Annotated in this window: 18 protein-coding genes and 2 tRNA genes; 10 read left to right on the forward strand and 10 right to left on the reverse strand. The window is 70.4% G+C overall.

From position 1 onward, the window contains the following. Positions 1–38 precede the first annotated feature (38 nt). From CF165_RS28885 to CF165_RS28895, 3 genes are all read right to left on the reverse strand, one after another. On the reverse strand, positions 39–1,367 hold the full coding sequence (locus CF165_RS28885; protein WP_093950741.1) for an ankyrin repeat domain-containing protein: 1,329 nt from the start codon (positions 1,365–1,367) through the stop codon (positions 39–41). Between the two features lie 278 nt (positions 1,368–1,645). After that, complete coding sequence (locus CF165_RS28890) at positions 1,646–2,470, reverse strand: TIGR03620 family F420-dependent LLM class oxidoreductase (RefSeq protein ID WP_093950742.1); 825 nt, start codon at positions 2,468–2,470, stop codon at positions 1,646–1,648. Continuing rightward, complete coding sequence (locus tag CF165_RS28895) at positions 2,467–3,366, reverse strand: TIGR03620 family F420-dependent LLM class oxidoreductase (RefSeq protein ID WP_093950743.1); 900 nt, start codon at positions 3,364–3,366, stop codon at positions 2,467–2,469. Before CF165_RS28895 ends, CF165_RS28890 begins: the two co-directional genes overlap by 4 nt. 87 nt (positions 3,367–3,453) lie before the next feature. Here CF165_RS28895 and CF165_RS28900 point away from each other — a divergent pair, with 87 nt between their 5' ends. Beyond that, on the forward strand, positions 3,454–4,017 hold the full coding sequence (locus tag CF165_RS28900) for a TetR/AcrR family transcriptional regulator (protein WP_093950885.1): 564 nt from the start codon (positions 3,454–3,456) through the stop codon (positions 4,015–4,017). Between the two features lie 125 nt (positions 4,018–4,142). Next, complete coding sequence (gene serA, locus CF165_RS28905; protein WP_093950744.1) at positions 4,143–5,741, forward strand: phosphoglycerate dehydrogenase; 1,599 nt, start codon at positions 4,143–4,145, stop codon at positions 5,739–5,741. Positions 5,742–5,789: 48 nt separating this feature from the next. Here serA and CF165_RS28910 read toward each other — a convergent pair whose 3' ends face one another. Then, positions 5,790–6,320 (reverse strand): barstar family protein, encoded by a 531-nt coding sequence (locus CF165_RS28910; protein ID WP_093950745.1) that lies wholly within the window; start codon positions 6,318–6,320, stop codon positions 5,790–5,792. Between the two features lie 199 nt (positions 6,321–6,519). Here CF165_RS28910 and CF165_RS28915 point away from each other — a divergent pair, with 199 nt between their 5' ends. The 4 genes from CF165_RS28915 to CF165_RS28930 all read left to right on the forward strand — a co-directional run bounded on the left by CF165_RS28915 (position 6,520) and on the right by CF165_RS28930 (position 13,944). Beyond that, positions 6,520–9,882 carry a S8 family serine peptidase gene (locus CF165_RS28915; RefSeq protein WP_167441596.1) on the forward strand — a complete coding sequence of 1,121 codons (3,363 nt, stop codon included), beginning with the start codon at positions 6,520–6,522 and terminating at the stop codon, positions 9,880–9,882. A gap of 228 nt (positions 9,883–10,110) precedes the next feature. Next, positions 10,111–11,151 (forward strand): 3-isopropylmalate dehydrogenase, encoded by a 1,041-nt coding sequence (locus CF165_RS28920; protein ID WP_093950746.1) that lies wholly within the window; start codon positions 10,111–10,113, stop codon positions 11,149–11,151. 264 nt (positions 11,152–11,415) lie between these two features. After that, positions 11,416–13,020, forward strand: coding sequence for a citramalate synthase (gene cimA, locus CF165_RS28925; protein ID WP_093950747.1), 1,605 nt, complete (start codon positions 11,416–11,418; stop codon positions 13,018–13,020). Between the two features lie 153 nt (positions 13,021–13,173). Next, positions 13,174–13,944 carry a fumarylacetoacetate hydrolase family protein gene (locus tag CF165_RS28930; RefSeq protein ID WP_093950748.1) on the forward strand — a complete coding sequence of 257 codons (771 nt, stop codon included), beginning with the start codon at positions 13,174–13,176 and terminating at the stop codon, positions 13,942–13,944. 54 nt (positions 13,945–13,998) lie between these two features. Here CF165_RS28930 and CF165_RS28935 read toward each other — a convergent pair whose 3' ends face one another. Continuing rightward, positions 13,999–15,237: an FAD-dependent oxidoreductase gene (locus CF165_RS28935; protein ID WP_240521843.1), complete on the reverse strand. Its 1,239-nt coding sequence runs from the start codon at positions 15,235–15,237 to the stop codon at positions 13,999–14,001. A 564-nt stretch (positions 15,238–15,801) separates the two neighbouring features. On the opposite strand from CF165_RS28935, the gene CF165_RS28940 reads away from it, so the two are divergent. The 3 genes from CF165_RS28940 (at position 15,802) to CF165_RS28950 (ending at position 16,834) form a co-directional block, all read left to right on the forward strand. Next, the gene (locus tag CF165_RS28940) at positions 15,802–16,536 is read left to right on the forward strand and encodes an HAD family hydrolase (protein ID WP_167441604.1); all 735 of its coding nucleotides are present in this window, start codon (positions 15,802–15,804) and stop codon (positions 16,534–16,536) included. 49 nt (positions 16,537–16,585) lie between these two features. Continuing rightward, positions 16,586–16,657 (forward strand) — tRNA-Gln (locus CF165_RS28945). A 101-nt stretch (positions 16,658–16,758) separates the two neighbouring features. Further along, positions 16,759–16,834, forward strand: a tRNA-Glu gene (locus CF165_RS28950). Positions 16,835–16,949: 115 nt separating this feature from the next. Here the strand turns inward: CF165_RS28950 and CF165_RS28955 are convergent. Then, positions 16,950–18,083 carry a M48 family metalloprotease gene (locus tag CF165_RS28955; protein ID WP_093950751.1) on the reverse strand — a complete coding sequence of 378 codons (1,134 nt, stop codon included), beginning with the start codon at positions 18,081–18,083 and terminating at the stop codon, positions 16,950–16,952. 198 nt (positions 18,084–18,281) lie between these two features. Next, entirely contained in the window at positions 18,282–19,259 is a 978-nt protein-coding gene (locus CF165_RS28960) for a helix-turn-helix transcriptional regulator (protein WP_093950752.1), read from the reverse strand. A gap of 93 nt (positions 19,260–19,352) precedes the next feature. Here CF165_RS28960 and CF165_RS28965 point away from each other — a divergent pair, with 93 nt between their 5' ends. Further along, positions 19,353–19,748, forward strand: a complete 396-nt coding sequence (locus tag CF165_RS28965; protein ID WP_093950753.1) for a RidA family protein — start codon at positions 19,353–19,355, stop codon at positions 19,746–19,748. Positions 19,749–19,787: 39 nt separating this feature from the next. On the opposite strand, the gene CF165_RS28970 is transcribed toward CF165_RS28965, so the two are convergent. The 3 genes from CF165_RS28970 to CF165_RS28980 form a co-directional block, all read right to left on the reverse strand. Next, positions 19,788–20,666, reverse strand: a complete 879-nt coding sequence (locus tag CF165_RS28970; RefSeq protein ID WP_093950754.1) for an SAM-dependent methyltransferase — start codon at positions 20,664–20,666, stop codon at positions 19,788–19,790. Between the two features lie 67 nt (positions 20,667–20,733). Then, positions 20,734–21,615, reverse strand: coding sequence for a helix-turn-helix domain-containing protein (locus CF165_RS28975; protein ID WP_158226846.1), 882 nt, complete (start codon positions 21,613–21,615; stop codon positions 20,734–20,736). A gap of 114 nt (positions 21,616–21,729) precedes the next feature. Next, the gene (locus tag CF165_RS28980; RefSeq protein WP_093950756.1) at positions 21,730–21,969 is read right to left on the reverse strand and encodes a DUF397 domain-containing protein; all 240 of its coding nucleotides are present in this window, start codon (positions 21,967–21,969) and stop codon (positions 21,730–21,732) included. Positions 21,970–22,271: the final 302 nt, after the last annotated feature.

Here is a 22,271-nt window from a genome sequence, read left to right on the forward strand (position 1 = left end):
GTCCGTCTTCGACGATACGGACTACAGACTCCGGTTGTCTACAGGGTTCGCAGGAGGTCTCGGGCGGCCGGCTGCTCGCACACGTCGGCCCAGGTCTCGGGGGTGCCGTCGAAGAGCCTGTCCCGCGCTTCGCGGTCGGCGCCGTTTTCGACGAGGGTGCGGATGACGTCGAGGTGCCCGGACTGCGCGGCCAGGTGCAGGGCCGTGGCGCCTTCGCCGTGGTTCGGGCCGCCGAACGTGCCGGGGTGGTTCACGTCGGCGCCGAGGTCGAGGAGCGTCCGGACGGCGTCGAGCTTGCCCTGCGCGGCCGCCCACGTCAGCGCGGTGCCGCGGTAGACGTCGGCGTCCACCTCGGCGCCCCGGGCGACGAGGGTTCTCAGCGCGTCGACGCGGTCGTTGCGCGCCGCCCACGACAGGGCTTCGTTCTTGACTTCGGCGGGGTCGTCCGTCGGCTGCCAGCGCGGGAAACCGCTGTGGGGCCGGTAGAAACCGCGGTGCGCGCCGGCGGCCGGGTGACCCGGCCGGAGCAGCTCGTCGAGGAGGTCCGCGTCGCCGAGCCCGGCCGCGACACGCAGGTTGCCCGGCGCCCGGCTGTGTCCCGCCAGCTTCTCCGCCGCTTCGCGGTGACCCCAGAAGAGGGCGACGACCAGGGGAGTGCCGCCGTCGCCCCGGGCGGAGACGTCGACCGGGGCGCCCGCTTCGAGGAGCAGGTCGAGCAGGAGCGGCAGGTTGCTGTAGGCGGCCTGGTGCAGGGGCGTCCAGCCGTGGACGTTGCCGCGCGACGGGTCGGCGCCGTGGTCGAGCAGGATCCGGCTGAGCCGTTCGTCGCAGGTCGCGCCGGCCATGCCGAGCAGGTCGTTGCCGTTGGTGCCGCGGGCGGCGACCAGCCCGGGGAACTCGTCGAGCAGCGACTCGAGTGCGGCCGGGTCCCGGTCTTCGACGGCCCGGTACGCGCGGGCGAACGGCTCACCACTGTCCTCAAGGGACTTGACGTGGTCGCGAAGTCCTTTCCAGGAGCCGAAACCGTGTTCCCGGGCGACGACCGCGCGGGCGCCGTCCCGGGTGAGCGGCTGCCCCCAGCGGTCGAACGGCTCGCGCGCGCCGGGCGTCCCGTCCTCGGCGGAGGCGAGCAGCCCGAGCGCGCGCCCGGCGTAGTACCCGACGTCCTGGTGGTACGGGTGCTGCAGGTTTTCGCCGTGCTCGGTGACGCGCCGGACGTACGCCTGAAGCTTCGGCCAGCTCGGGAAGCCGTGTTCGCGGGCGATCCGGAACTGCGCTTCGGACAGCTTCACGGCTTCGGCGCGCGCGAGGTCCTTCGCGCGCTTGCGCAGCTGGTCCAGGCTGGGTTTCGCGGGCAACGTGCCCATGGTGCCTCCTTCCCTCGTCGCCCGTGGTCCGCCGGCACCGGGCAGGAAAGAAGGTGCGGAGCTGGTGGTGCGGTGCTGCAGGGGTGGGCTCGGCCCTTTCCGCGGACGGGACGCGGCCCTCACCGCGTCCCGCCACCCTACCGCCGCCGTGAAGGAAAGGGCATCACACGTGATTGGAGGGTCGACTCGCGTGATTGGCAGGTCGACACGGCGAAGCTTGGGCTCGTCGCCGTGTCGTCGCTTCAATCACGCGAGTCGGCTTCCTGATCACGCGACGCTCACGGGAGGAGGTCGGCCAGGAGGCGGTAGGACTTCTCCGTGCGGGCCAGGACCTGGACGCAGACGTGGTCGGCGCCCGCGTCGAGGTGGGCCCGGATCCGGTCGGCGGCGGCCTGCTCGCCGGTCGCGACGATGGCGTCGACCAGGCGGTCGCTGCCGCCGTCGGCGAGGTCCTCGTCGGTGAAGCCGAGGCGGCGCAGGTTCGCCTGGTGGTGCGGGGCCTGCCGGACGTACAGGCCTACGTGCTCCTGTGCTGCTTCGCGAGCGGCGTCGGGCGAAGCGTCCAGGATCACCCCTTGCTCGACGGCCAGGTACTTGCCCGGGCCGAGCCGTTCGCGGGCCATCGCCGTGTGCTCCGGCGGGACGAAGTACGGGTGCGCGCCGTCGGCCCGTTCGGCCGCCAGGTCCAGCGCGCGGGGACCGAGCGCCGCGATCAGCCGTCGCGGCCGTGGTGATGGCGGCGGCAGGCCCGGCAGGTCGGCTTCGTCCATGCCGCCGAGGTATTCGCGCATCGCGGCGATGGGCCGCGCGCCGGGGAAGTGCCCGCCGAGGCCGACGGTGAACCGGCCCGGGTACGCCTCGCCGAGCGCCCGGGTCGCCGCCTCCGCCGTGATCGGCGCGCGGCGGTCGAACCGCGCGATGCCCGTGGCGACGGTGAGCCGGGAGGTCGCCGCCAGGATCAGGGCTGCCTGCGTGAACGCGTCCCGGCCGGCGTATTCGCCGAACCAGAGCGCGTCGAAGCCCAGCTCCTCCACCTCGGCGGCCGTCTCGCGGACGACGCCGATCGGGGCACCGTCGAAGAACCGCCAGATCCCGACGCTCATCGAAGCACCTCCGGGGCCAGCTCGGCCAGAATGTCCACAGTGGATTCGAACGAGGTCGCGGATGGCGTCAGCAGCACGTGGTCCGCGCCCGCGTCGAGCACCTCGCCGACGCGTTTCGCGATCGTCGCGGCGTCGCCCCAGATCACCAGGTCGTCGACGAACCGGTCGCTCGGCCCGGCGATGTCGGTTTCGGTGTACCCGAGCCGTTTCCAGCCCGCGAGGTAGGCCGTCACCTGGTACTCGCGTGACTGCGCCACCCGGCGCCGGACGCTCGCGCGAGCATCCTCCCGGCTGCCGAGCAGCACGGTCTGCTGCGGGATCAGCAGCTTGTCCGGCCCGAGGATTTCGCGGGCGTACGGCGTGTGCGAGACCGGTTGGGCGAACGGGTGCGCGCCGTCGGCGTGGTCGCGCGAGAGCTCCAGCATCCGCGGTCCGACGGCGGCCAGCACTCGCGGAAACGCCACGGGCGAGGGGTTTTCGGCTTCCGCCGCGTCCATTTCGGACAGATAGGCCCGCATGCGGTCGATCGGGCGGTAGTCCTCGCCGAGCTTCGCCGCTTGGAACGCGTGCCCGGCGCCGATACCGAGGACGAACCGGCCGGGGTGGGCCTGCGCGAGCGTCGCGCCGCCCTTGTGTGCGGTCGCCCCGCGGCGGGCCAACAGGTTCGCGATGCCGGTGCCGAGCACGACGTCCGGTACCGAGGCCAGGAGGTCGCCGAAGTGGGCGAACACCTCCCGCGTGCCGGGTCCTTCGCCGCTCCACACCGAGCGGTGGCCGAGTCCGGCCAGCCGGCGCGTCGCCGCGCGCTCGACGTCCGGGGGTGGCTGCATGGGCGCGCTCGGCAGCCAGGCGCCGATGGCGCCGAGCCGGGCACGCGTGTCTTCGATCATGGTCATCCTCGTTCCCTCCAGTAAGCTGAGGCTGCCTCCGGTTAATATACGGAGGCAGCCTCCGATTGGCTACCCGGTATGGTCGGGAGTGCGATGACCGACGTCAAACCGATGCGCGCGGACGCCCGCCGCAACTACGAGCGCCTCCTCGAAGTGGCGCAACGCGCCTTCGCCGAACACGGCGTCGAGGCGTCCCTGGAAGACATCGCGCGCCGCGCCGGAGTCGGGATCGGCACGCTCTACCGGCACTTCCCGACGCGCGACGCGCTGCTCGAGACGCTGCTGCGGGCCCGGTTCGACGCCCAGGCCGAGCGGGCGCGCGAACTGCTCGCGCACCCCGAGCCGCTGAACGCGCTGCAGGCGTGGCTGGCCGGGATCGGCGACGCGACCGGCACGTTCCGCGGCCTGGTGGAGCTGACCGCCGACGCGTTGAACGACGAATCATCCCGTTTGTATGCGTCCTGCCACGCGATGCGCGAGGCCGGTTCCCATCTGGTGGAACGTGCGAAAGTGGCGGGGGAGCTCCGCGGAGACGTCACCGCGCAGGAGCTGCTTTTGTTGCTGCACGCGGCATCCTGGGCGGGGCGCCACCTGCCGGGAGAAGGGGGCATGCACCGCCTCCTCGCTCTTGTTTTCGAGGGATTACGGGCGAGTTAACACCGGGGGACGCCAACGGGCACTCCTGCGCGTTAAACTCCGCGACGACCGGGGCACAACGACGTGCAGAGACCGTTTGACGACACAGAGCGTCCTGGAAATGACCAGATAGTGGGAGCCGCATCGTGAGCAAGCCCAGCAAGCCCGTCGTCCTCATCGCGGAGAAGCTCGCCCCCTCCGTGCTGAGTGTCTTCGGTGACGAGGTGGAGGTCCGGCACGTCGACGGCACGGACCGGTCCGCGCTGCTGGAGGCGGTGAAGAGCGCCGACGCGCTCCTGGTCCGCTCCGCCACCCAGGTCGACGCCGAGGTCCTCGGCGCCACGACCCAGCTCAAGGTCGTCGCCCGCGCCGGCGTCGGGCTGGACAACGTCGTGGTGCCCGCCGCCACCGAGCGCGGTGTCCTGGTCGTCAACGCCCCGACGTCGAACATCGTCTCCGCCGCCGAGCACGCCGTCGCCCTGCTGCTGTCGGTCGCGCGCCGGGTCCCGGCCGCCGACCAGAGCCTCCGCGGCGGCGAGTGGAAGCGCAGCTCCTTCTCCGGCGTCGAGCTGCAGGGCAAGACGGTCGGTGTCGTCGGCCTCGGCAAGATCGGGCAGCTGTTCGCCCAGCGCCTCGCCGCCTTCGACACGCACCTCATCGCCTACGACCCCTACGTGTCGGCCGCGCGTGCCGCGCAGCTCGGCATCGAGCTCGTCACCCTCGACGAGCTGCTCCGCCGCGCCGACGCCATCTCCATCCACCTGCCGAAGACGCCGGAGACCAAGGGCCTCATCGACGCCGAGGCGCTGAAGAAGACCAAGCCGGGCGTCATCATCGTGAACGCCGCCCGCGGCGGGCTGATCGTCGAGCAGGACCTGGCCGACGCGCTGCGCTCGGGCCACGTCGGCGGTGCCGGCATCGACGTGTTCGAGTCCGAGCCGACGACCTCCAGCCCACTGTTCGAGCTGGAGAACGTCGTCGTGACGCCGCACCTGGGCGCCTCGACGGCCGAGGCGCAGGACCGCGCCGGCACCGACGTCGCGAAGTCGGTGCTGCTGGCCCTGCGCGGCGACTTCGTGCCGGACGCGGTGAACGTCTCCGGCGGCGGCGCGGTGGGCGAGCACGTCCGCCCGTACCTGTCGCTGGTCCAGAAGCTCGGCCAGCTGCTGACCGCACTCAACCCGACGTCGCCGACGTCGGTCACCGTGCAGGTCAAGGGCGAGATCTCCAGCGAGGACACCGGCGTGCTGCAGCTGGCGGCGCTGCGCGGGGTGTTCACCGGCGTGGTCGAGGACCAGGTCACGTTCGTCAACGCGCCGCAGCTGGCGGAGAAGCTGGGCGTGCAGGTCGAGCTGGAGACCGAGCCGGAAAGCCCGAAGTTCCGCAGCCTGGTCACCGTTCGTGCGGTGCACGCCGACGGCGCGGTGCTCACCGTGTCCGGTTCGGTCACCGGCCTGGACGAGGTCGAGAAGCTGGTCGAGGTCAACGGCCGCGGGTTCGACCTGCGCGCCGAGGGCACCGTGCTGCTGGTCGAGTACGCGGACCGTCCGGGCGTGATGGGCCGCGTCGGGACGCTGCTCGGCGAAGCGGGCATCAACATCGAGGCCGCGCAGATCAGCCAGACCACCGACGGCTCCGACGCGGTGATGCTGCTGCGCGTCGACCGCCACATCGACGCCCACCTGCTGGACCCGATCGGCGCTTCGGTCGGGGCGCACACGATCCGCGCGGTGGACTTCAACTGACGTGATCGCCGTGAAGGCCGCACCGGGGGAACCTCCCCGGTGCGGCCTTCACGCTTTTCCGGGCCGTCGGCCGGCGTCGGCCCACTCGGCCTCGTTCCAGTGCACCGCCGAGGCACCGACCGGTTCGAACCGGATATCGGGATCGTCGCTCTGGACCAGGACCACGAGCGGACGGCCGAAGAGCATCGCCACGCGCGAGTGATCGGCGAGGATGTCCAGCACGATCTGGGCCGACCGCGGGCTGCGCGTGGCGTAGGCGTCGTAGCCGGTGAAGACGATCGCCAGGCCGGCCGAGTCCGGCGACCACCCGTAGTCGTGGCTGACGACGTCACGCAGGCAGTCGTTGAGCGCGTCGAGGTTGCGCCCGTAGTAGGCCGGGAAGTCCAGCGCCGCGGCGACCGCGGTGTGCATGTCGTCATCGGACGTCCACTCGCGCGCGGCCAGGGGGATGACCTGGTAGCCGTGCTCGTCCAGCCATTCCGCCGCTTCGGCCGCGAGCCGGGCGCGCCAGAACAAGGTGACTGGACCGCTGCGGAGCAGGCGGAACGCGAGGTCGTCGCGCGGCTCGTATCGGTGCACGGAACGTGAGGTTAGCGGCAATCACATTCACATAACGGACTTCTTTGCCTACCTAAGTAGGTGTTTTGGGGCATTAGGTTCTCTCCGCGAGGTCGAACCACGCGTCGTCGAGGGCACGGCGCTGTGCCGCGCTTCACCGTCGGGGGTGTCAGGAGCGGCAGGCAGGTTCGGGTCCAGACCTCGAGTAAGGGGCCGACTCATGAACAGATCCCGCCTCCCCGCGCGCGCCACGACGGCGGCCTTCGCCGTCGTTCTGGCGGCCGCGCTCGGGGCGCCGGTCGCGAGCGCGGCGGATGCTCCGCTCGCCGACGGCGTCGCACCGGCCAAGATCGCCGACGCGCTGCTGCAGGGCAAGCTGTCGCCGCGTCTGGGGGCCGCGCAGGGCCGGGTCACCGCGTTCGTCGAACTGGCCAAGAAGCCGGCCGTCGACGCGTTCACCGCCGCGGAGCCGCAGGGCAAGGACCAGGCGAAGCGGGCCGCCCGCGCCGCGAAGGCCGACACCGCCGCCGCGGTCGACTCCGTCGTCGGCCAGCTGCGCGCGGCCGACGCCAAGCCGCAGGTCGTCACCCAGACCGCCAACGCCGTTCCCGGTGTGGTCGTCACCGCCGACGCCGCGAAGCTGCGCGAAGTCGCGAAGCGGGCGGACGTCGTCGCGGTGCGCACGGTCGTGCCGAAGACCCGCACCAACGCCAGCGCCGAGCAGCTGACCAACACCCTCGCCGCGTGGCAGCAGACCGGCAAGTTCGGCGACGGCGTCCGCGTCGGCGTCATCGACGACGGCATCGACTACACCCACGCCGACTTCGGCGGTCCCGGCACGCAGGCCGCATACCAGGGCGTCGACAGCACCAAGCCGACGCCGCTGTTCCCGAGCGCCAAGGTCGTCGGCGGCACCGACCTCGTCGGCAACGACTACGACGCCGCGACGGCGGGCAAGACCACTCCGAAGCCGGACCCGAACCCGCTCGCCTGCGGCGAGCACGGCACGCACGTGGCCGGCACCATCGGCGGCTTCGGCGTCACCGCCGACGGCAAGACCTTCAAGGGCGACTACAAGAAGCTCGACGCCAAGAAGGTCGACGCGATGAAGATCGGCCCGGGCACGGCGCCGAAGTCGCTGCTGTACGCCATCAAGGTGTTCGGCTGCACGGGCTCGACGAACGTCACCTCGCAGGCCCTGGACTGGGCGCTCGACCCGGACGGCGACGGCGACTTCACCGACCACCTCGACATCGTCAACCTCTCGCTCGGCTCGGACTTCGGCGCGCCGGACGACCCGGACTCGCTGTTCGTGCGCAAGCTCGCCGCGAACAACGTGCTGCCGGTGATCTCGGCGGGCAACGGCGGCGACATCAACGACATCGCCGGCTCCCCGGGCAACACCCCCGAGGCGCTGACCGTGGCCAGCACACGGGACGCGGGTGTCCTGCGCGACGCCGCCGAGGTCAAGGCACCCACGGGCGCCGCCGGCCAGAAGACCGGCCAGTACAGCCAGAACTACACCGGCTACGACACCCTCGACCTGGCCGCGCCGGTCGTCGCCCTGTCGGCGGCGAACGCCGCCGGCTGTGCGCCGTACTCGGCCGCGGACAAGGCGAAGGCCGCCGGCAAGTTCGTCTGGCTGGAATGGGACGACAACGACTCGACCCGCGCATGCGGTTCGGCCGCCCGCGCCAACAACGCGCAGGCCGCCGGGGCGAAGGGCGCGCTGCTGTCGTCCACTTTGGAGCACTTCAGCGCCGGCATCGCGGGCAACGCGGCGATCCCGATGTTCCAGTTCACCGGCTCCGCGACCGCGTCGCTGCGCGCGGCGCTGACCGCCGGCACGCTGCAGGTCCGGCTCTTCGGCGCCGGCCGCGCGTCGATCCAGACCTACGACAAGACGATCGTCGACACCCCGAGCTCGTTCACCTCGCGCGGCACCCGCGGCCCGGCGCTCAAGCCGGACGTCGCCGCGCCCGGTGACACGATCACCTCGGCGTTCCGCGGCAGCGGCAACGGCCGGACCGTGCTGTCGGGCACGTCGATGGCCGCCCCGCACACCGCGGGCATCACGGCGCTGGTTCGCCAGTCCCACCCGGACTGGTCGGTCGAGGAGGTCAAGGCGTCGGTCATCGACACCGCCGGCCACGACGTCTCCGACGGCAAGGGCCACACCTACGCGCCGCAGCGCGTCGGCAGCGGCCGGATCGACGCGAAGGCCGCGCTGGACAACCAGGTGCTCGCCTACGTCGTGGACGACCCGGGCGCGGTGAGCGTCAGCTTCGGCACGGTCGAGGCGGCCGGGCCGGTGACCCTGTCCAAGACGATCAAGCTGGTCAACAAGGGTGTCACGCCCGCCGAGTACACCGTGGCCTACCAGGCGGTCAACGCGCTGCCGGGTGTCGAGTACACAGTGGACAAGCAGTCGGTGAAGCTGACCCCGCGCGGCACGGCCAAGGTGAAGGTGACGCTGAAGATCACCGACCCGAAGGCGCTGCGCAAGGTCATGGACCCGACCATGTCGGCCACCCAGGCCGGCCTGGCCCGGCAGTTCGTCGCGGACGCTTCCGGCCGCGTCGCCTTCACCCCGAAGAGCGGGGCGACGGTGCCGCTGCGGGTTTCGGTCTACTCCGCGCCCAAGCCGGTTTCGACGATTTCGACGCCGGCGTCGGTGAAGTTCGGCGCGGACGCGACCCAGGCCGTGCTGAACCTCGGCGGCAAGGGCGTCGACCAGGGTGCCGGCGCCCAGCGGTACCGCTCGCTGATCAGCGTGCTCGAGCTGCAGGCGGAGTCCCCGCAGCTGCCCGAGTGCGACGCGGACGTGGTCACCGACTGCACGTTGAACAAGACGGCCAAGGGCGGCGACCTCCGTTACGTCGGGGCGGCGTCGACCGCTCCGCTGGCGAAGGCGCAGGGTGAGCCGGAGAACGCGATGCTCGCGTTCGGCCTGTCCACCTGGAGCGACTGGGCGAACATCGGCAGCAACACCTCGCCGTTCGTCGACATCGACACCACCGGGGACGGCAAGCCGGACTTCGAGACCTACGTGACCAAGGCGACGTCGACCGACGTGCTGCTGGCCACCACGGTCGCGCTGACGGCGGGCTTCCCGACCGTCGACGTCCAGGCGGTCAACGGCCAGCTCGGCGACGTCGACACGAACGTGTTCGACACGAACGTGATCACGTTGCCGGTTTCGCTCTCCGCGCTGGGCATCGACGCGAGCGCCGACAGCCACCGGATCTCCTACACGGTGGGCGTCAGCGGCTTCTACGTCGCGCCGGGCACGACGAACGGGCTGATCGACTACGTCGGCACGCCGCTTTCGTTCGACGCGCTCGCGCCTGGCTACGCGGTGCAGGGTGGCGGCGACGCCGCACTGGGCTACGTCGCGAAGCCGGGAACGGCGCTGGTCGTCACCCGGAACGCGGCGTCGGCCGCGGCCGACAACGCCCTCGGGCTGCTGGCCATCGAGCACCACAACGCCGCGGGCAACCGGGCGAACGTGGTCAAGGTGGACGCGACGCAGGGCGCCCGGCCGGGGAACGACCGTCAGCCGATCGGGGCTGGTCACCGCTGACGGGCGGCAAGATCGATTGACGCAGGACCAGGGGCGCTCTTCGCGGGTTTCCGCGGGGAGCGCCCCTTTCACGTTCCCCCGATCGGGTGTCTCACCCTGCGGGAGGATGCGGCATAAGGGTGGTGCGGCTACGGCCGTTTGTCTACGGCCGGTAACCTTCCGGCTGCTGGCGTTTTGTTGCGGTGGGCCATCGGTGCGGTCGGTGGTCCGGTCGACGGAGGTGTGTGGATGCGGCTCGCGGTGATCCCAGGTGACGGGATCGGGCCCGAGGTGGTCTCCGAGGCGCTGAAGGTGCTCGGCGAGGTAGCACCGACGGCGGAGACTACGAACTACGACCTCGGCGCCGCGCGATGGCACTCGACCGGCGAGCTGCTCCCCGAGTCGGTCCTCGGCGAGCTCCGCCAGCACGACGCGATCCTGCTGGGCGCGGTCGGCGACCCGACGGTGCCGAGCGGAATCCTCGAGCGCGGCCTGCTGCTGCGCCTGCGGTTCGAAATGGACCACCACGTCAACCTGCGCCCGGCGCGGCTGTACCCGGGTGTCCGGGGCCCGCTCGCCGACGCGGGCGACGTCGACATGGTCGTCGTGCGCGAAGGCACCGAAGGCCCGTACGCGGGCACTGGTGGTCTGCTGCGCAAGGACACCGAGCACGAGATCGCGACGGAGGTCAGCGTCAACACGGCGTTCGGCGTCCGCCGCGTGGTCGCGGACGCGTTCAACCGCGCCGAGGCCCGCCCGCGCAAGCACCTGACGCTGGTGCACAAGACCAACGTGCTCGAGTACGCCGGTTCGCTGTGGTCGCGGATCGTCGAAGAGGTCTCGCTGGAGCACCCGGAGGTGACGGTCGCGTACTCCCACGTGGACGCGGCGACCATCCACATGGTGACGGACCCGTCCCGCTTCGACGTGATCGTGACGGACAACCTGTTCGGCGACATCATCACGGACCTGGCCGCGGCGGTGACCGGCGGAATCGGCCTCGCGGCCAGCGGCAACCTGGACATCACGCGGCGCAACCCGAGCATGTTCGAGCCGGTCCACGGGTCGGCGCCGGACATCGCGGGCCAGGGGCTCGCGGACCCGACGGCCGCGGTGCTGTCGGTGGCGCTGCTGCTGGACCACCTGGGACAGAAGGAACCGGCGCGGCGGATCGAGGCTTCGGTGGCGTTCGACCTCGCGACGCGGGACCAGTCTTCGCCGGGCGCCACCCAGGCGATCGGGGACCGGCTCGCGGCGCTGGTTTCGTCCAACGTGCGGACGGCAGGCTGATTTTTCGGGGAAGCCCCGTGCCCTTGCCGGGTGCGGGGCTTTTTCATGCTCGGGGCAGCGTTTCCCGGATGGTGGGAGCTTGGCCCAGCTTGTGGACTCTTCCGGGAGCCTGTGGCATGATGCGAGCGTGACCAGCTTCGCGATCATTATCGACGAGCGCGCCGGACGATAGCTCCACAAGAGCCCCCGGCGCGCAACCTCTCGCACCCACGCGGGAGGTTTTTTTGTTGCCCCGAAACGCCGCTTCGCCCCCAGGAGACCATCGTGACCCGCAAGGAGCCCGCCGATACCCCGCTCGGCGATGCCTTCCACCTCTACGACACCACCCTGCGCGACGGTGCGCAGCGAGAGGGCATCTCCTACTCCGTCCAGGACAAGCTCGCCGTCGCGCGGCTGCTGGACGAGCTCGGCGTCGGGTTCATCGAAGGCGGCTGGCCCGGGGCGCTCCCCAAGGACACGGAGTTCTTCGCCCGCGCCGCGAAGGGCGAACTCAACCTGAAGCACGCGGCCCTCGTCGCCTTCGGGGCGACGCGCAAGGCCGGCACCACCGCCGACGTCGATCCGCAGGTCCGGGCGCTGCTCGACAGCGAGGCGCCCGTCATCACCCTCGTCGCCAAGTCCGACCTCAGGCACATCGAACGCGCGCTCCGCGTCGACGTCGACGAGGCCTGTGCCATGGTCCGGGACACCGTCGAATTCCTGACGAAAGAAGGCCGGCGGGTCTTCCTCGACGCCGAGCACTTCTTCGACGGCTACGCGTTTTCCCCCGGCACGTCGCTGAAGGTCCTCGACGCGGCCGCCCACGCGGGCGCCGACGTCCTCGTGCTCTGCGACACCAACGGCGGCCAGCTGCCGCTCGGCCTCGCCGAAACCGTCGGGAGCGTCAAGGAAAAGACCGGGTTCCGCCTCGGGATCCACTGTCAGGACGACACTTCCTGCGCCGTGGCGAACTCCGTCGCCGCGGTGCAGGCCGGCGCCACGCACGTCCAGTGCACCGCCAACGGTTACGGGGAGCGGGCCGGCAACGCCGACCTCTTCGCCGTGACGGGAAATCTGGTGACCAAGCTCGGCATGGACGTCCTCCCGACCGGAGGCGCCGCCGAACTCACCCGGGTCTCCCATGCCCTTGCCGAAATCGCCAACCTCGCCCCCTACACCCACCAGGCTTACGTAGGGGCGTCGGCTTTCGCCCACAAGGCGGGACTGCACGCGAGCGCGATCAAGGTGGATCCGTTGCTGTACAACCACATCGATCCGTCTTCCGTCGGCAATGACATGCGGGTACTGGTCACCGAGATGGCCGGCAGGGCCAGCCTCGAGCTCAAGGGACGTGAGCTCGGGGTCGACCTTGCCGGCCGGCCCGAGGCGCTGACGAGCGCGATCACGAAGGTCAAGCGGCTCGAGGCGGAAGGCTGGTCCTTCGAGGCCGCCGACGCCTCCCTCGAACTCCTGCTGCGCCAGGAAGCCGACGTCCCGGCCGAGGCGCCGTTCGAGCTCGAGTCCTACCGCGTGGTGCTCGACCACCGCCCGGACGGCGAGGTCATGGCCGAGGCGACGGTCAAGGTGCACGTCGGCGGGCAACGCGTCATCGCCACCGCCGAGGGCATCGGCCCGGTGCACGCCCTCGACGCCGCCCTGCGGAAGGCGCTGTCCCCGCACCTGTCCTGGTTGGACAGTGTGGAGCTGGCCGACTACAAGGTCCGGATCCTCCAGGGCCACCCGGGCACCGACGCGGTGACGCGCGTGCTGGTCGAGAGCACCGACGGCGAACGCGAGTGGACCACCGTCGGCGTGCACGGCAACATCGTCGAGGCCAGCTGGCTCGCCCTGTGCGACGCGCTCGTGCACAAGAGCACCACCGTGGCCTGAGTCACGGTGACATCCGGGCCTTCGGCCCGGGCCGGGGGGCTCCGCCACCCGGAACCCCCGCAGGCTGTGACATCCGGGCCTTTGGCCCGGGCCGGGGGCTCCGCCACCCGGAACCCCCGCAGGCTGTTGGGCGGGCGCACGTAGACTGGCCGCGTGCGCCTAGCCCGAATTGCTCATCCCGGTGGTGTCGCGTTCGCTTCGGTCGAAGGGGACGGTGACGACGCCCAGGTCCTGGAGATCGCCGAGCACCCGTTCGGCCAGCCCAACTTCACCGGCAAGCGGTGGCCGCTGGCCGACGTCCGGCTGCTCGCGCCGATCCTGCCGTCCAAAGTGATCGCCGTCGGCCGCAACTACGCCAAGCACGCGGCCGAGTTCGGCAACGAGGTGCCCGCCGCGCCGATGCTGTTCCTCAAGCCGTCGACCACGGTCATCGGCCCGAACGCGGCCATCCGCCGCCCGTCCGGCGTCGGCCGCGTCGACTTCGAAGGCGAGCTCGCCATCGTGATCGGCCAGCCGGTCAAGAACGTGCCCGCGGCCCGCGCCGCGAGCGCGATCCTCGGCTACACCGTCGCCAACGACGTCAGTGCCCGCGACCTGCAGAAGTCCGACGGCCAGTGGGGCCGCGCGAAGGGCTTCGACACCTTCTGCCCGCTCGGGCCGTGGATCGAGACGTCGCTCGACGCGTCCGACCTGGCGCTGAAGTCCGAGGTCGACGGCGAGCTCAAGCAGGACGGCCGTACCTCGGACCTCGTCCACAAGATCCCTGAGCTCGTCGAGTTCGTCTCCGGGGTCATGACGCTGCTGCCCGGCGACGTCATCCTCACCGGCACCCCGGAGGGCGTCGGCCCGATCGAGGGCGGCCAGAGCGTCTCGATCACCATCGAAGGCATCGGCACCCTCACCAACCCGGTCGAAAACGTCTGACCCGAAGTCCGTGTGAAGGCCACCTCGGCGAACTCGAGGTGGCCTTCACGCTTTTCAGCGGCCCACCGGCTCCATCGGGCGGCGGGCGAAGGCCGGCGCGTGCTCCGGCCGCAGGCCCAGGCCCAGCAGCCGCGCCGGGAGGTACGACAGCCGGGGGAACCGTGCGAACAGCTTGATCATCGGTGCCGGCGGGCCGTTGCGCTTGCCCGCCATCACCGCGCGCATCACGGTCCGGTGCAGCACTCGCTGCAGGCCCTGCACCAGCAGCGTCGGCGCCAGCCGGCGCGAACGCACCTTCGCCAGGTCCGCCTCCGAAGGACGGCCCCGGAGCAGCGGCTCAGCCAGCAGCGTCGTCGCCGCGACCGCGTCCTGCACCGCCAGGTTGATACCGACGCCGCCGATCGGCGACATCGCGTGCGCCGCGTCGCCGATGCAGAGCAGCCCGTCGACGTGCCACTTGCGCAGCAGGTTGAGCCGCACGTCGAGCATCTTGACGTCGTCCATCGACTCCAGTTCGTGCACGCGGTCGGCGAACTCGGGGCAGATCTGCGTGACGTTGTGGCGGAACGCCTCGATGCCCTGCTTGCCCAGGTCCTCGCCCTTGGGGCTGAGGTAGGCGATCTGGAAGAAGCCGGGGCGGGGGAGCGGCACCGCGAACCGGCGGTCCCGCATCCTCGGCATCAGCATGCCGCCCTCCTCGTTCTCGTGCCGCGAGAGCCGGAACCACCAGACGTCGAACGGGCAGTCGTACTCGTGCGGCACGAGACCGGCTTCACGCCGCGCCAGCGACCACCGGCCGTCCGCGGCGATGACCAGGTCGGCGCGCAGTTCACCGGTTTCGCCGTCCGCCGTGCGGTAGGTGATGCCGGCGACCCGGCCGTGCTCGCGGACCAGGCCGGTGCACTCGGTCTCCGTCCGCAGGACGAAGGTCGGCTCCTTCCGCGCGCTCTCGGCGAGCAGGTCGAGGAAGTCCCACTGCGGCACCATCGCGATGTAGGGGTGCGGCACCCGCAGGCGGGTGAAGTCCGCGAGTTTCATCAGCGTGCCGTCCTCCATCGGGAAGCCCGCCGCGGTCAGCTCGCTGTGCGGCAGGGCGTGGAACTTCTCGCCGAGGCCCAGCTCGTCGAGCAGGGTGAGCGTCGAGGGGTGCACCGTGTCGCCGCGGAAGTCGCGCAGGAAGTCGGCGTGCTTCTCCAGCACCGTCACCTCGACGCCGGCCCGGGCCAGCAGAAGCCCCGCGACCATCCCGGCCGGCCCGCCACCGATGACGACGCAGGTCGTGCGTTCGGCCATCTCGACCATCTCCCTTATTCATCGCTTGTTGAATAACCTGAGAATGCACCTCCACGAGGCCGGCGTCAAGCGATGTGGCGAGGGATACGCTGATCGGGCGACGGACGGGGCGGCGGTGGTCCGTCCGTGTCCGGGGTGTTTCATCCGCGTTTCGGGGAGGGACGGCGCGAGAAACCGTCCAAACGCGACCGTTTGCCGGATCTCGTCAACCACTGTGGGTGCGGCGTCGTCCCGAGTCGCCGACGGACCCTTGTGGACAGAACGATTTCCGTTGGGCTGCAACACTTTTTGTTCAGAGCGTGTCTTCGGCTGCCCGTCCGTCGGGGTGCGCGCCGAGGAGTCGCGCCGTGGCCGGATAACCGAAAGAAGACGGTCCGCCAACTGGGAGTAGAGCCGATGCGCCGGAACAGGCGAGTGGCAATCACCTCTTTGGCAGCGTCGCGAACGCGGCGGTTGCCCTAGCCTCACTGGGTGGATTTCGCCCTGGCACCCCGGACCCCTTCGCGAACCGCCCCGCCCGCCGCGGTGGCGTCCGAGCCCTGGGCGCCGCCCGAGCTCCGGCTGGTGTGCCTGGACATCGACGACACCTTGATCGACTGCACCGCCGCGATCCGCCGCAGCCTCCACATCCTCACCGGGCGGGGCGACCTGTGGCCGCTGTGGGACTTGATCACCGAGGAGCACGTCGCCCTGGTCGTCGCGGGAGAGCTCGACTACGCGACCATGCATCAGCGGCGCACCGACTGCTTCCTCGCCGAGATCGGCATCCTCGCCGACGCCGAGCAGGTCAGCTCCTTCGAGCGTCGCCGAAGAGAGCTGCTCGACCACTCCTGGCAACTGTTCGACGACGTCGTCCCGTGCCTGGAGTGGCTGCGCGCCGCCGGGCTGACCCTGGCTGCTGTGACGAACGCCTCGGGTGTCCACCAGCGGAAGAAGATCGCCGACCTGGGCCTGGCGCCGTTCTTCGACCACGTCGCCATCGCCGGCGAGCTGGGGGTGGCGAAGCCCGACCCGGTGATGTTCCACACGGTCTGCCTGGGCCTGGGCTGCGCCCCCGCCCAGGCGGTCCACGTGGGGGACAAGCTGGACACCGACGCGATCGGCGCCCGCGACGCGGGCCTCGGAGCGGTGTGGCTCGACCGCGACGGCATCGGCGAGCGCGCGCCCGAAGGTGTCCACACGGTCGCCGGCCTCGCTGAGCTGCCTGAGCTGCTGGTTTCGGAGTACGCCACGATCGGGGTCCCCGCTCAGCGCAGCACGGGCACCCCCGCGTTCACCGTCCGGAACGGCGTGCTCTAGTATTTCTCCTCGTGCGGCGCTGAACCGGCCAGCCGGAGCAGTACCTCACTGGGGTATGGTGTAATTGGCAGCACGACTGGTTCTGGTCCAGTTAGTCTAGGTTCGAGTCCTGGTACCCCAGCTGCGGAGAGTGACCCCCCTGCGGGGCGAGAAATCGCCTCTGGTAAGTTCTCTCCAGCAAGAAAACAGAAAAGCCCCTGGGAAACCAGGGAAAGATCCTAAGCCCCCGTCGTCTAGCGGCCTAGGACGCCGGCCTCTCACGCCGGTAGCGTGGGTTCGAATCCCATCGGGGGTACCAGCAGTTACCACCCAAGCTCGGCTGACCCAGGTCAGCCGGGCTTTTTGCTTTGGTCGGCCGGAGCGGGCCGTCTCCCTTGCTTCGGGGAGACGGCCCGTTTTCGGGTAACCGATGCTCAACCGCGAGCCGCGGCCACCGTGGCCGCGGCCGGGGGCATCAGTTTCGGGTATTCCTCCTGGAATTTCCGGATCATCGTGGCGGACGGGATGATCCGGTTCGGGTTGCCCTGGCTCGTTGCCTGCTTCTCGCCCCAGGCGCCGGCGGCCTTGCGCTGGTCCGGAGTTCCGTGGCTGTGGTAGCAGTCACCGACGGAGGCGTCCAGGTAGGTGACCTCCTGCTGGGTGCGGGAGTCCCACCCGAAGCCCTTGGGGTGCGCCACGAAGTAGCCGCCATAGGCGTCGGGGCCCATCTCCGAAGACTCGTTGCGTGGGTGGTTTTCGTGGGCGAAATCGACCTGGTGGCCGTACTCGTGGCCCACGACAGCCTCCACCGAGACGTCGTCGAACCCGAGGAAGTCGACCGTGTCGAGCAGGCCGTCACCGAGCGCCACGCGCTTGCCGCCGAGGCTGTCGGCCGGTGCGGAGAACGCGTTCAGGCTGAGCAGCGGGTGGCGGCCGCCCTGCAGGGCCGGCACTTCGTAGAGCACCTTGGTCGCGAGCGTGGCGGCGTTCTTCACCTTCGCCGGCGCGAGGCCGAGGCTGAAGGTCTGCGCCATCTTCGCCTGGCTGCCGAGATCGGTGCCCTTCCAGGCGACGAGCTGGATGTTCCAGCTCTCGATGTCCCAGAAGTCGCGCAGCTTGCGGATGGTGTCGGTGGCGCGCGCCGTGTACTGGCCGTCGGTGCCGAAGACCTGCGGGGCCTTGTCGGTCGCGACGCCCTGGACGTAGAGCTGGCTGAGCCCCGACAGCGCGCTCATCGCCTGGTTCTCGAGCGGCGTGAGCTGTGCGGCGAGCTTGTTCGCGTAGGTCAGCAGCGAACCCTCGGTGCAGCCCGGGATCGGGTCCTGCGCGGCCCGGCTCCGCGGGCCGATCTGCGGGATCGGCGACTCGATGAGCCGGTCGACGCCGCGCAGCGCGTCCGCGGGCAGGCCGTTGTAGAGGTCGCTGACGTACTGGTACAGCTGCGCGACGTCCTGTTCGACGGTGGATGGCGCGGCCGCGGCCGCGGGAACGGCCGTGGCGAGCGCCAGCGCCGCCACGGTGCCCGCTGCCGCGAACGTTTTGCCGAGGAATCTGGTCCGGTTGGGCAAGGTGGTTCCCCTCTTCTGTCCCGGTTCAAGATCACGAAACACCCCACAGTAGGGCGGTTCTTGACGGTGAAACCGGCGCCGGGACGAGAACCCCGAGATGGCCCACGTCTTTCGGAGGGTTTTCACCGTGCGGGCATCGGCCGAAAGTACTAGGAGCTGCCCTGTCGGAGGCTCGTAACCGGTCTGTCCTTTATGGACTCAGCCTCGAGGTGAATCCTCGTAACGGGCGGCGATCGCGGTGGCCCGGTCGCGCAGGGCGGTGCGCAACGACGGCGGGGCCAGGGCTTCCGCGTCCGTGCCGAGCTGCCACAGCGCCCACTCGGCGTGCCGGGAGTCCTGGAACGTCACCTCCAACCGCAGCCGGCCGTCCGCGTCCGGTTCCTCGGCGCGGACGGCCACCGCGGTGTTCAGCAAGTCCTCCCGCCGGGCCGGGCGCACCCGGACCAGCACGGTGAGGTGGCCGTCGGAAAGGAACCGCGCGCAGCGCTGACGCCAGATCCGGGCCAGGTCGACCCGGTTCGGCCGCTCGGCCGGTTCGGGGAGGTCTTCGGCGGCCAGCACCCGTGACAGCCGGTAGGTGCGGTCCGCGCCGGATCTCGTGGCCAGCAGGTACGTCCGGTCCCGGACGGTGACCAGGCCGATCGGGTCCACCGTGCGCCACCGGGGTGCCTGGTCCGTGGCGGCGTAGTGGATGCGCAGCTTCTGCCCGGCGAGCACCGCGCGCCGGACCGCCGGCATCGTCGTGCCGGGCAGCTCTTCGGTGACCGCGCGGCGGGAGAGCAGGTCGGTCTCCGGCTCGACGAGGAACCGCTGGGCCGCGTCGTTCGCCGTGGCCCGGTGGCTTTCCGGCAGCGCGTCGACCACCTTGCGCCTGGCCGAAGCGAGCGCCGGGCCGAGGCCGAACACCTGCTCGCCACGCCCGGATCCGGCGGCCAGCAAGGCCAGCGCCTCGTCGTGGTTCAGCCCGGTGAGCTCGGTCCGGAACCCCGGCAGCAACGCGAAACCGCCGTGCCTGCCGCGTTCGGCGTAGACCGGGACGCCCGCCGCGGACAGCGCCTCGATGTCGCGAAGCACGGTCCGCGTGGACACCTCCAGTTCGCGGGCCAGCGCGTCCGCGGTCAGCCGGCCACGCTGACGCAGCAGGAGCACCAGCGAAACCAGCCGGTCGGCGCGCATGGCGAAACCCTAGCGAATACCCGACACAGGATGTCGTGATTCACCGAGAGGCTCCCGCAGGTACTCGACGAACCGAATGGAGCTGAAGTGGCAGTGGAACGAACCGCGGTCAACCCGGTGACGTGGTCGCTGGAGATGGGGTTCAACCAGGGTGAACTCGTCTCCGGGCACACGCGGACCCTGTACTGCTCGGGGCAGACCGCGATGAACGGCGACGGCAAGCCCGAGCACGACGGCGACCCGGCCGCCCAGCTGGCGCTGAGCCTCGACAACCTCGAGGCCGTGCTCGGCGAGGCCGGCATGTCGCTGGCGAACCTCGTCCGGCTGAACGTCTACACCACCGACGTCGACCTGCTGTTCCCGCACTACGGCGTGCTGGCGTCGCGGCTGGGCGCCGCCGGGGTGGCCCCCGCCACGACGTTGCTCGGGGTGACCCGGCTGGCGATCCCCGGCCAGCTGGTCGAGCTGGAGGGAACCGCCGTCGCGTGAGACGGCCTCGCCGCCCGTGCCGGCGCGGGCGGCGAGGCCTTATTCCTTCTGCGCCACCCCGGCGAGGACGATGGATTCGCTCGCCTCGCCGAGATCCGGCGTCTCGTCGGTGACCGTCGCTTCTTCGGGGTGCCACAGCGGTGTCCAGGTCAGGCCGGGCTCGATCATCCGGAAGTCCCCGAACAGTTCCCGGATCTGCTGCCGCGTCCGCCAGATGACCGGGTTGCCCGCGCCGTCGTACATCGTTTTGATGTCCTCCAGCATGCCGGCGAACTCGTCCGGTATTCCTTCGCCGGTGACGTGCGAAATGCCCAGGTACGAGCCGGGGGCCAGCAGGTCGCGGTAGGTGGCGACGAGCTGGGGCCCGAGGTCGGCGGATTCAGGGCTGTCCGGGGACGGCAGCTGCTGGATGTGGAGCACCGCGATCATCAGGAGCGCGACCGGCCGGTCCAGGTCGATGACACCGGTTTCCGCGATCCTTTCCCACAGGCGTCCGGGATCGCGCAGGTCCCCGTGGATGGCGGTGTGCCGCTCTTCGTCGCCGTACTGGCGCAGCAGGCTGCGGGAGTGCGCGACGGCGACCGGTTCGTGGTCGACGTAGGCGACGCGCACCTCGCCGGGAGCCACCTGGTCGGCGACTTCATGGGCGTGCCCCATCGTCGGCACGCCCGACCCGAGGTCGACGAACTGCCGGATCCCCCGTTTCGTCAGGTGCCGGACGAGCCGGTGGAGGAACAGCCGGTTGGACCGGGCGATCGGGCGCAGGATCGGGAACTTGCCGAGCAGTTGTTCGGCGAACCGGCGATCGATTTCCCAGTTGGTGTCGCCGCCGAGGAAGTAGTCGTAGATCCGGGCGACGCTGGGCTGGCTGAGGTCGACGCCGGCCGGGGGAAATGGTTCGCTGTCCGCAGTCGTCACTTTTCCGCTCCCGTGGCGTGTGTGGTCGGATCATCTTATTCGGGCCGTTTGCCCGGTGCAGGCGGCATCAGGGTGACCCCTGGCACCGGTCGAGTGCTTTTTCGAGGACTTCGCGTGTCTGCTCGGTTCCGAGCGCGGATTCGCGCAGGCGGTTCCAGCACTCGTAGAGGTGGTCGATGTCCAATCCGCCCGGATCGGTCGTCACCAATGTGCGCAGGAGATCGCTGTAACCGAGCGGCGGTTCCGGTTCCGCGAACTCCATGATCGTGAAATCGGGGTTGACGTGCAGGCGGTGCGCGTACGGGACCACGCGGACGTCGATGTTCGGATTCCGGTCGGAAAGCGCGAGGAGATGCTTCAGCTGGTCGACGGCGACGTACTTGTTCACGGTTTCGCACTGGACGAGCCGTTCGACCGCGCTTTCGCTGATCAGGAATTCGTACCGGCAGCCGGGATTCTCCGTGAACGCCCTGATCGTGCGCGCCGCCCGTTCGGTGACCGCGTTGGCGATGTCGTCGACGTCGTGTTCGGCGAACTGCGCGATCATGTAGCTCTCGGCCTGCAGGAGGCCCTTCAGGCGCTCGCCGGTCCAGCTCAGGATCGCGGTCGCGGACGGTTCGTACCTCAGGATCCGGCGGAACCACGGCGCGCCGGACTCGATCAGGTGCCGGTCGCGTTCCTCCCGCCCGCGCTCGTTGACGGCGTTCATCCGGCGGAGCTCGGCTTCCTCCGCGGGAGTGGCACCGAGGGCCGTCAGCACCTTCTCGAGGACGCTCGCGCTGAGGTTGTACCCCTTCTCCAGCCGGGAGATCACGGTCTGGTGGTACTTGATCCGCTCGGCCAGCTCGGTCTGGGTCAGCCCGGCCCGGCGGCGCAGGATGCGGACCTTGAGACCGAGCTGCCGGCGCAGCTCGTTGTCGTCCGGTGAGGAGGAGGGCGCCCGCGCCACTTCAGGTCGTCCAATCGGGAGGGATGGTGCCCCCGATGATAGGGGGCTGGGCCACCGGAGAAGCACGGTGAGCTGACCGCGCGGCCACCCCGCCGAGAGGGGACCCGGCGGGGATCACCCGCGCCGGAAGCCGCCTCGGTCCAGGCCGCGGGTGAAGGCGTCCCACTCGGCCGTGGTGAACACGAGGACCGGGCCGCCGTCCAGTTTCGTGTCCCTGAGCGCGACCAGGCCGGGCCTGCTGAAGTTGAGCTCGACGCAGTCGCCCTGGTCGGGGCCGCACAGCGCGCTCCGCTGCCAGCCGGCCGTGTCGAACGCGGCCCCGGCGGCCATCGGGTCGTAGCTGCGGATGTCCATGTCTCCCCCTGTGTCAAGCGGAAGTGGCAGGTTCGAATATGGGACTTATTCAGTCTTGGATCCCGCATATTCCGATGGCAAGCGAGCGGGCGGAATTGCTGCCGGGACGTGGGAAAGTTTCACTCGAATGGCGCGTTGCGCGCGAAGCTGCACGTGCGTGTGCAGATGCCGATGGGTCTGCCGGTGCGGTCTGCATATTCCGCCGTGGATCTGAATATTTCCCGTTTTCGGCCGAGTGCTGCCGGGGGAGTAGTGGTCGCTACGCCGTTGTGGTGAGCCGCGTGTCCGCCGGGTGGCACCGA

This window comes from Amycolatopsis vastitatis (assembly GCF_002234595.1).
In the GTDB taxonomy this organism is placed as follows: domain Bacteria; phylum Actinomycetota; class Actinomycetes; order Mycobacteriales; family Pseudonocardiaceae; genus Amycolatopsis; species Amycolatopsis vastitatis.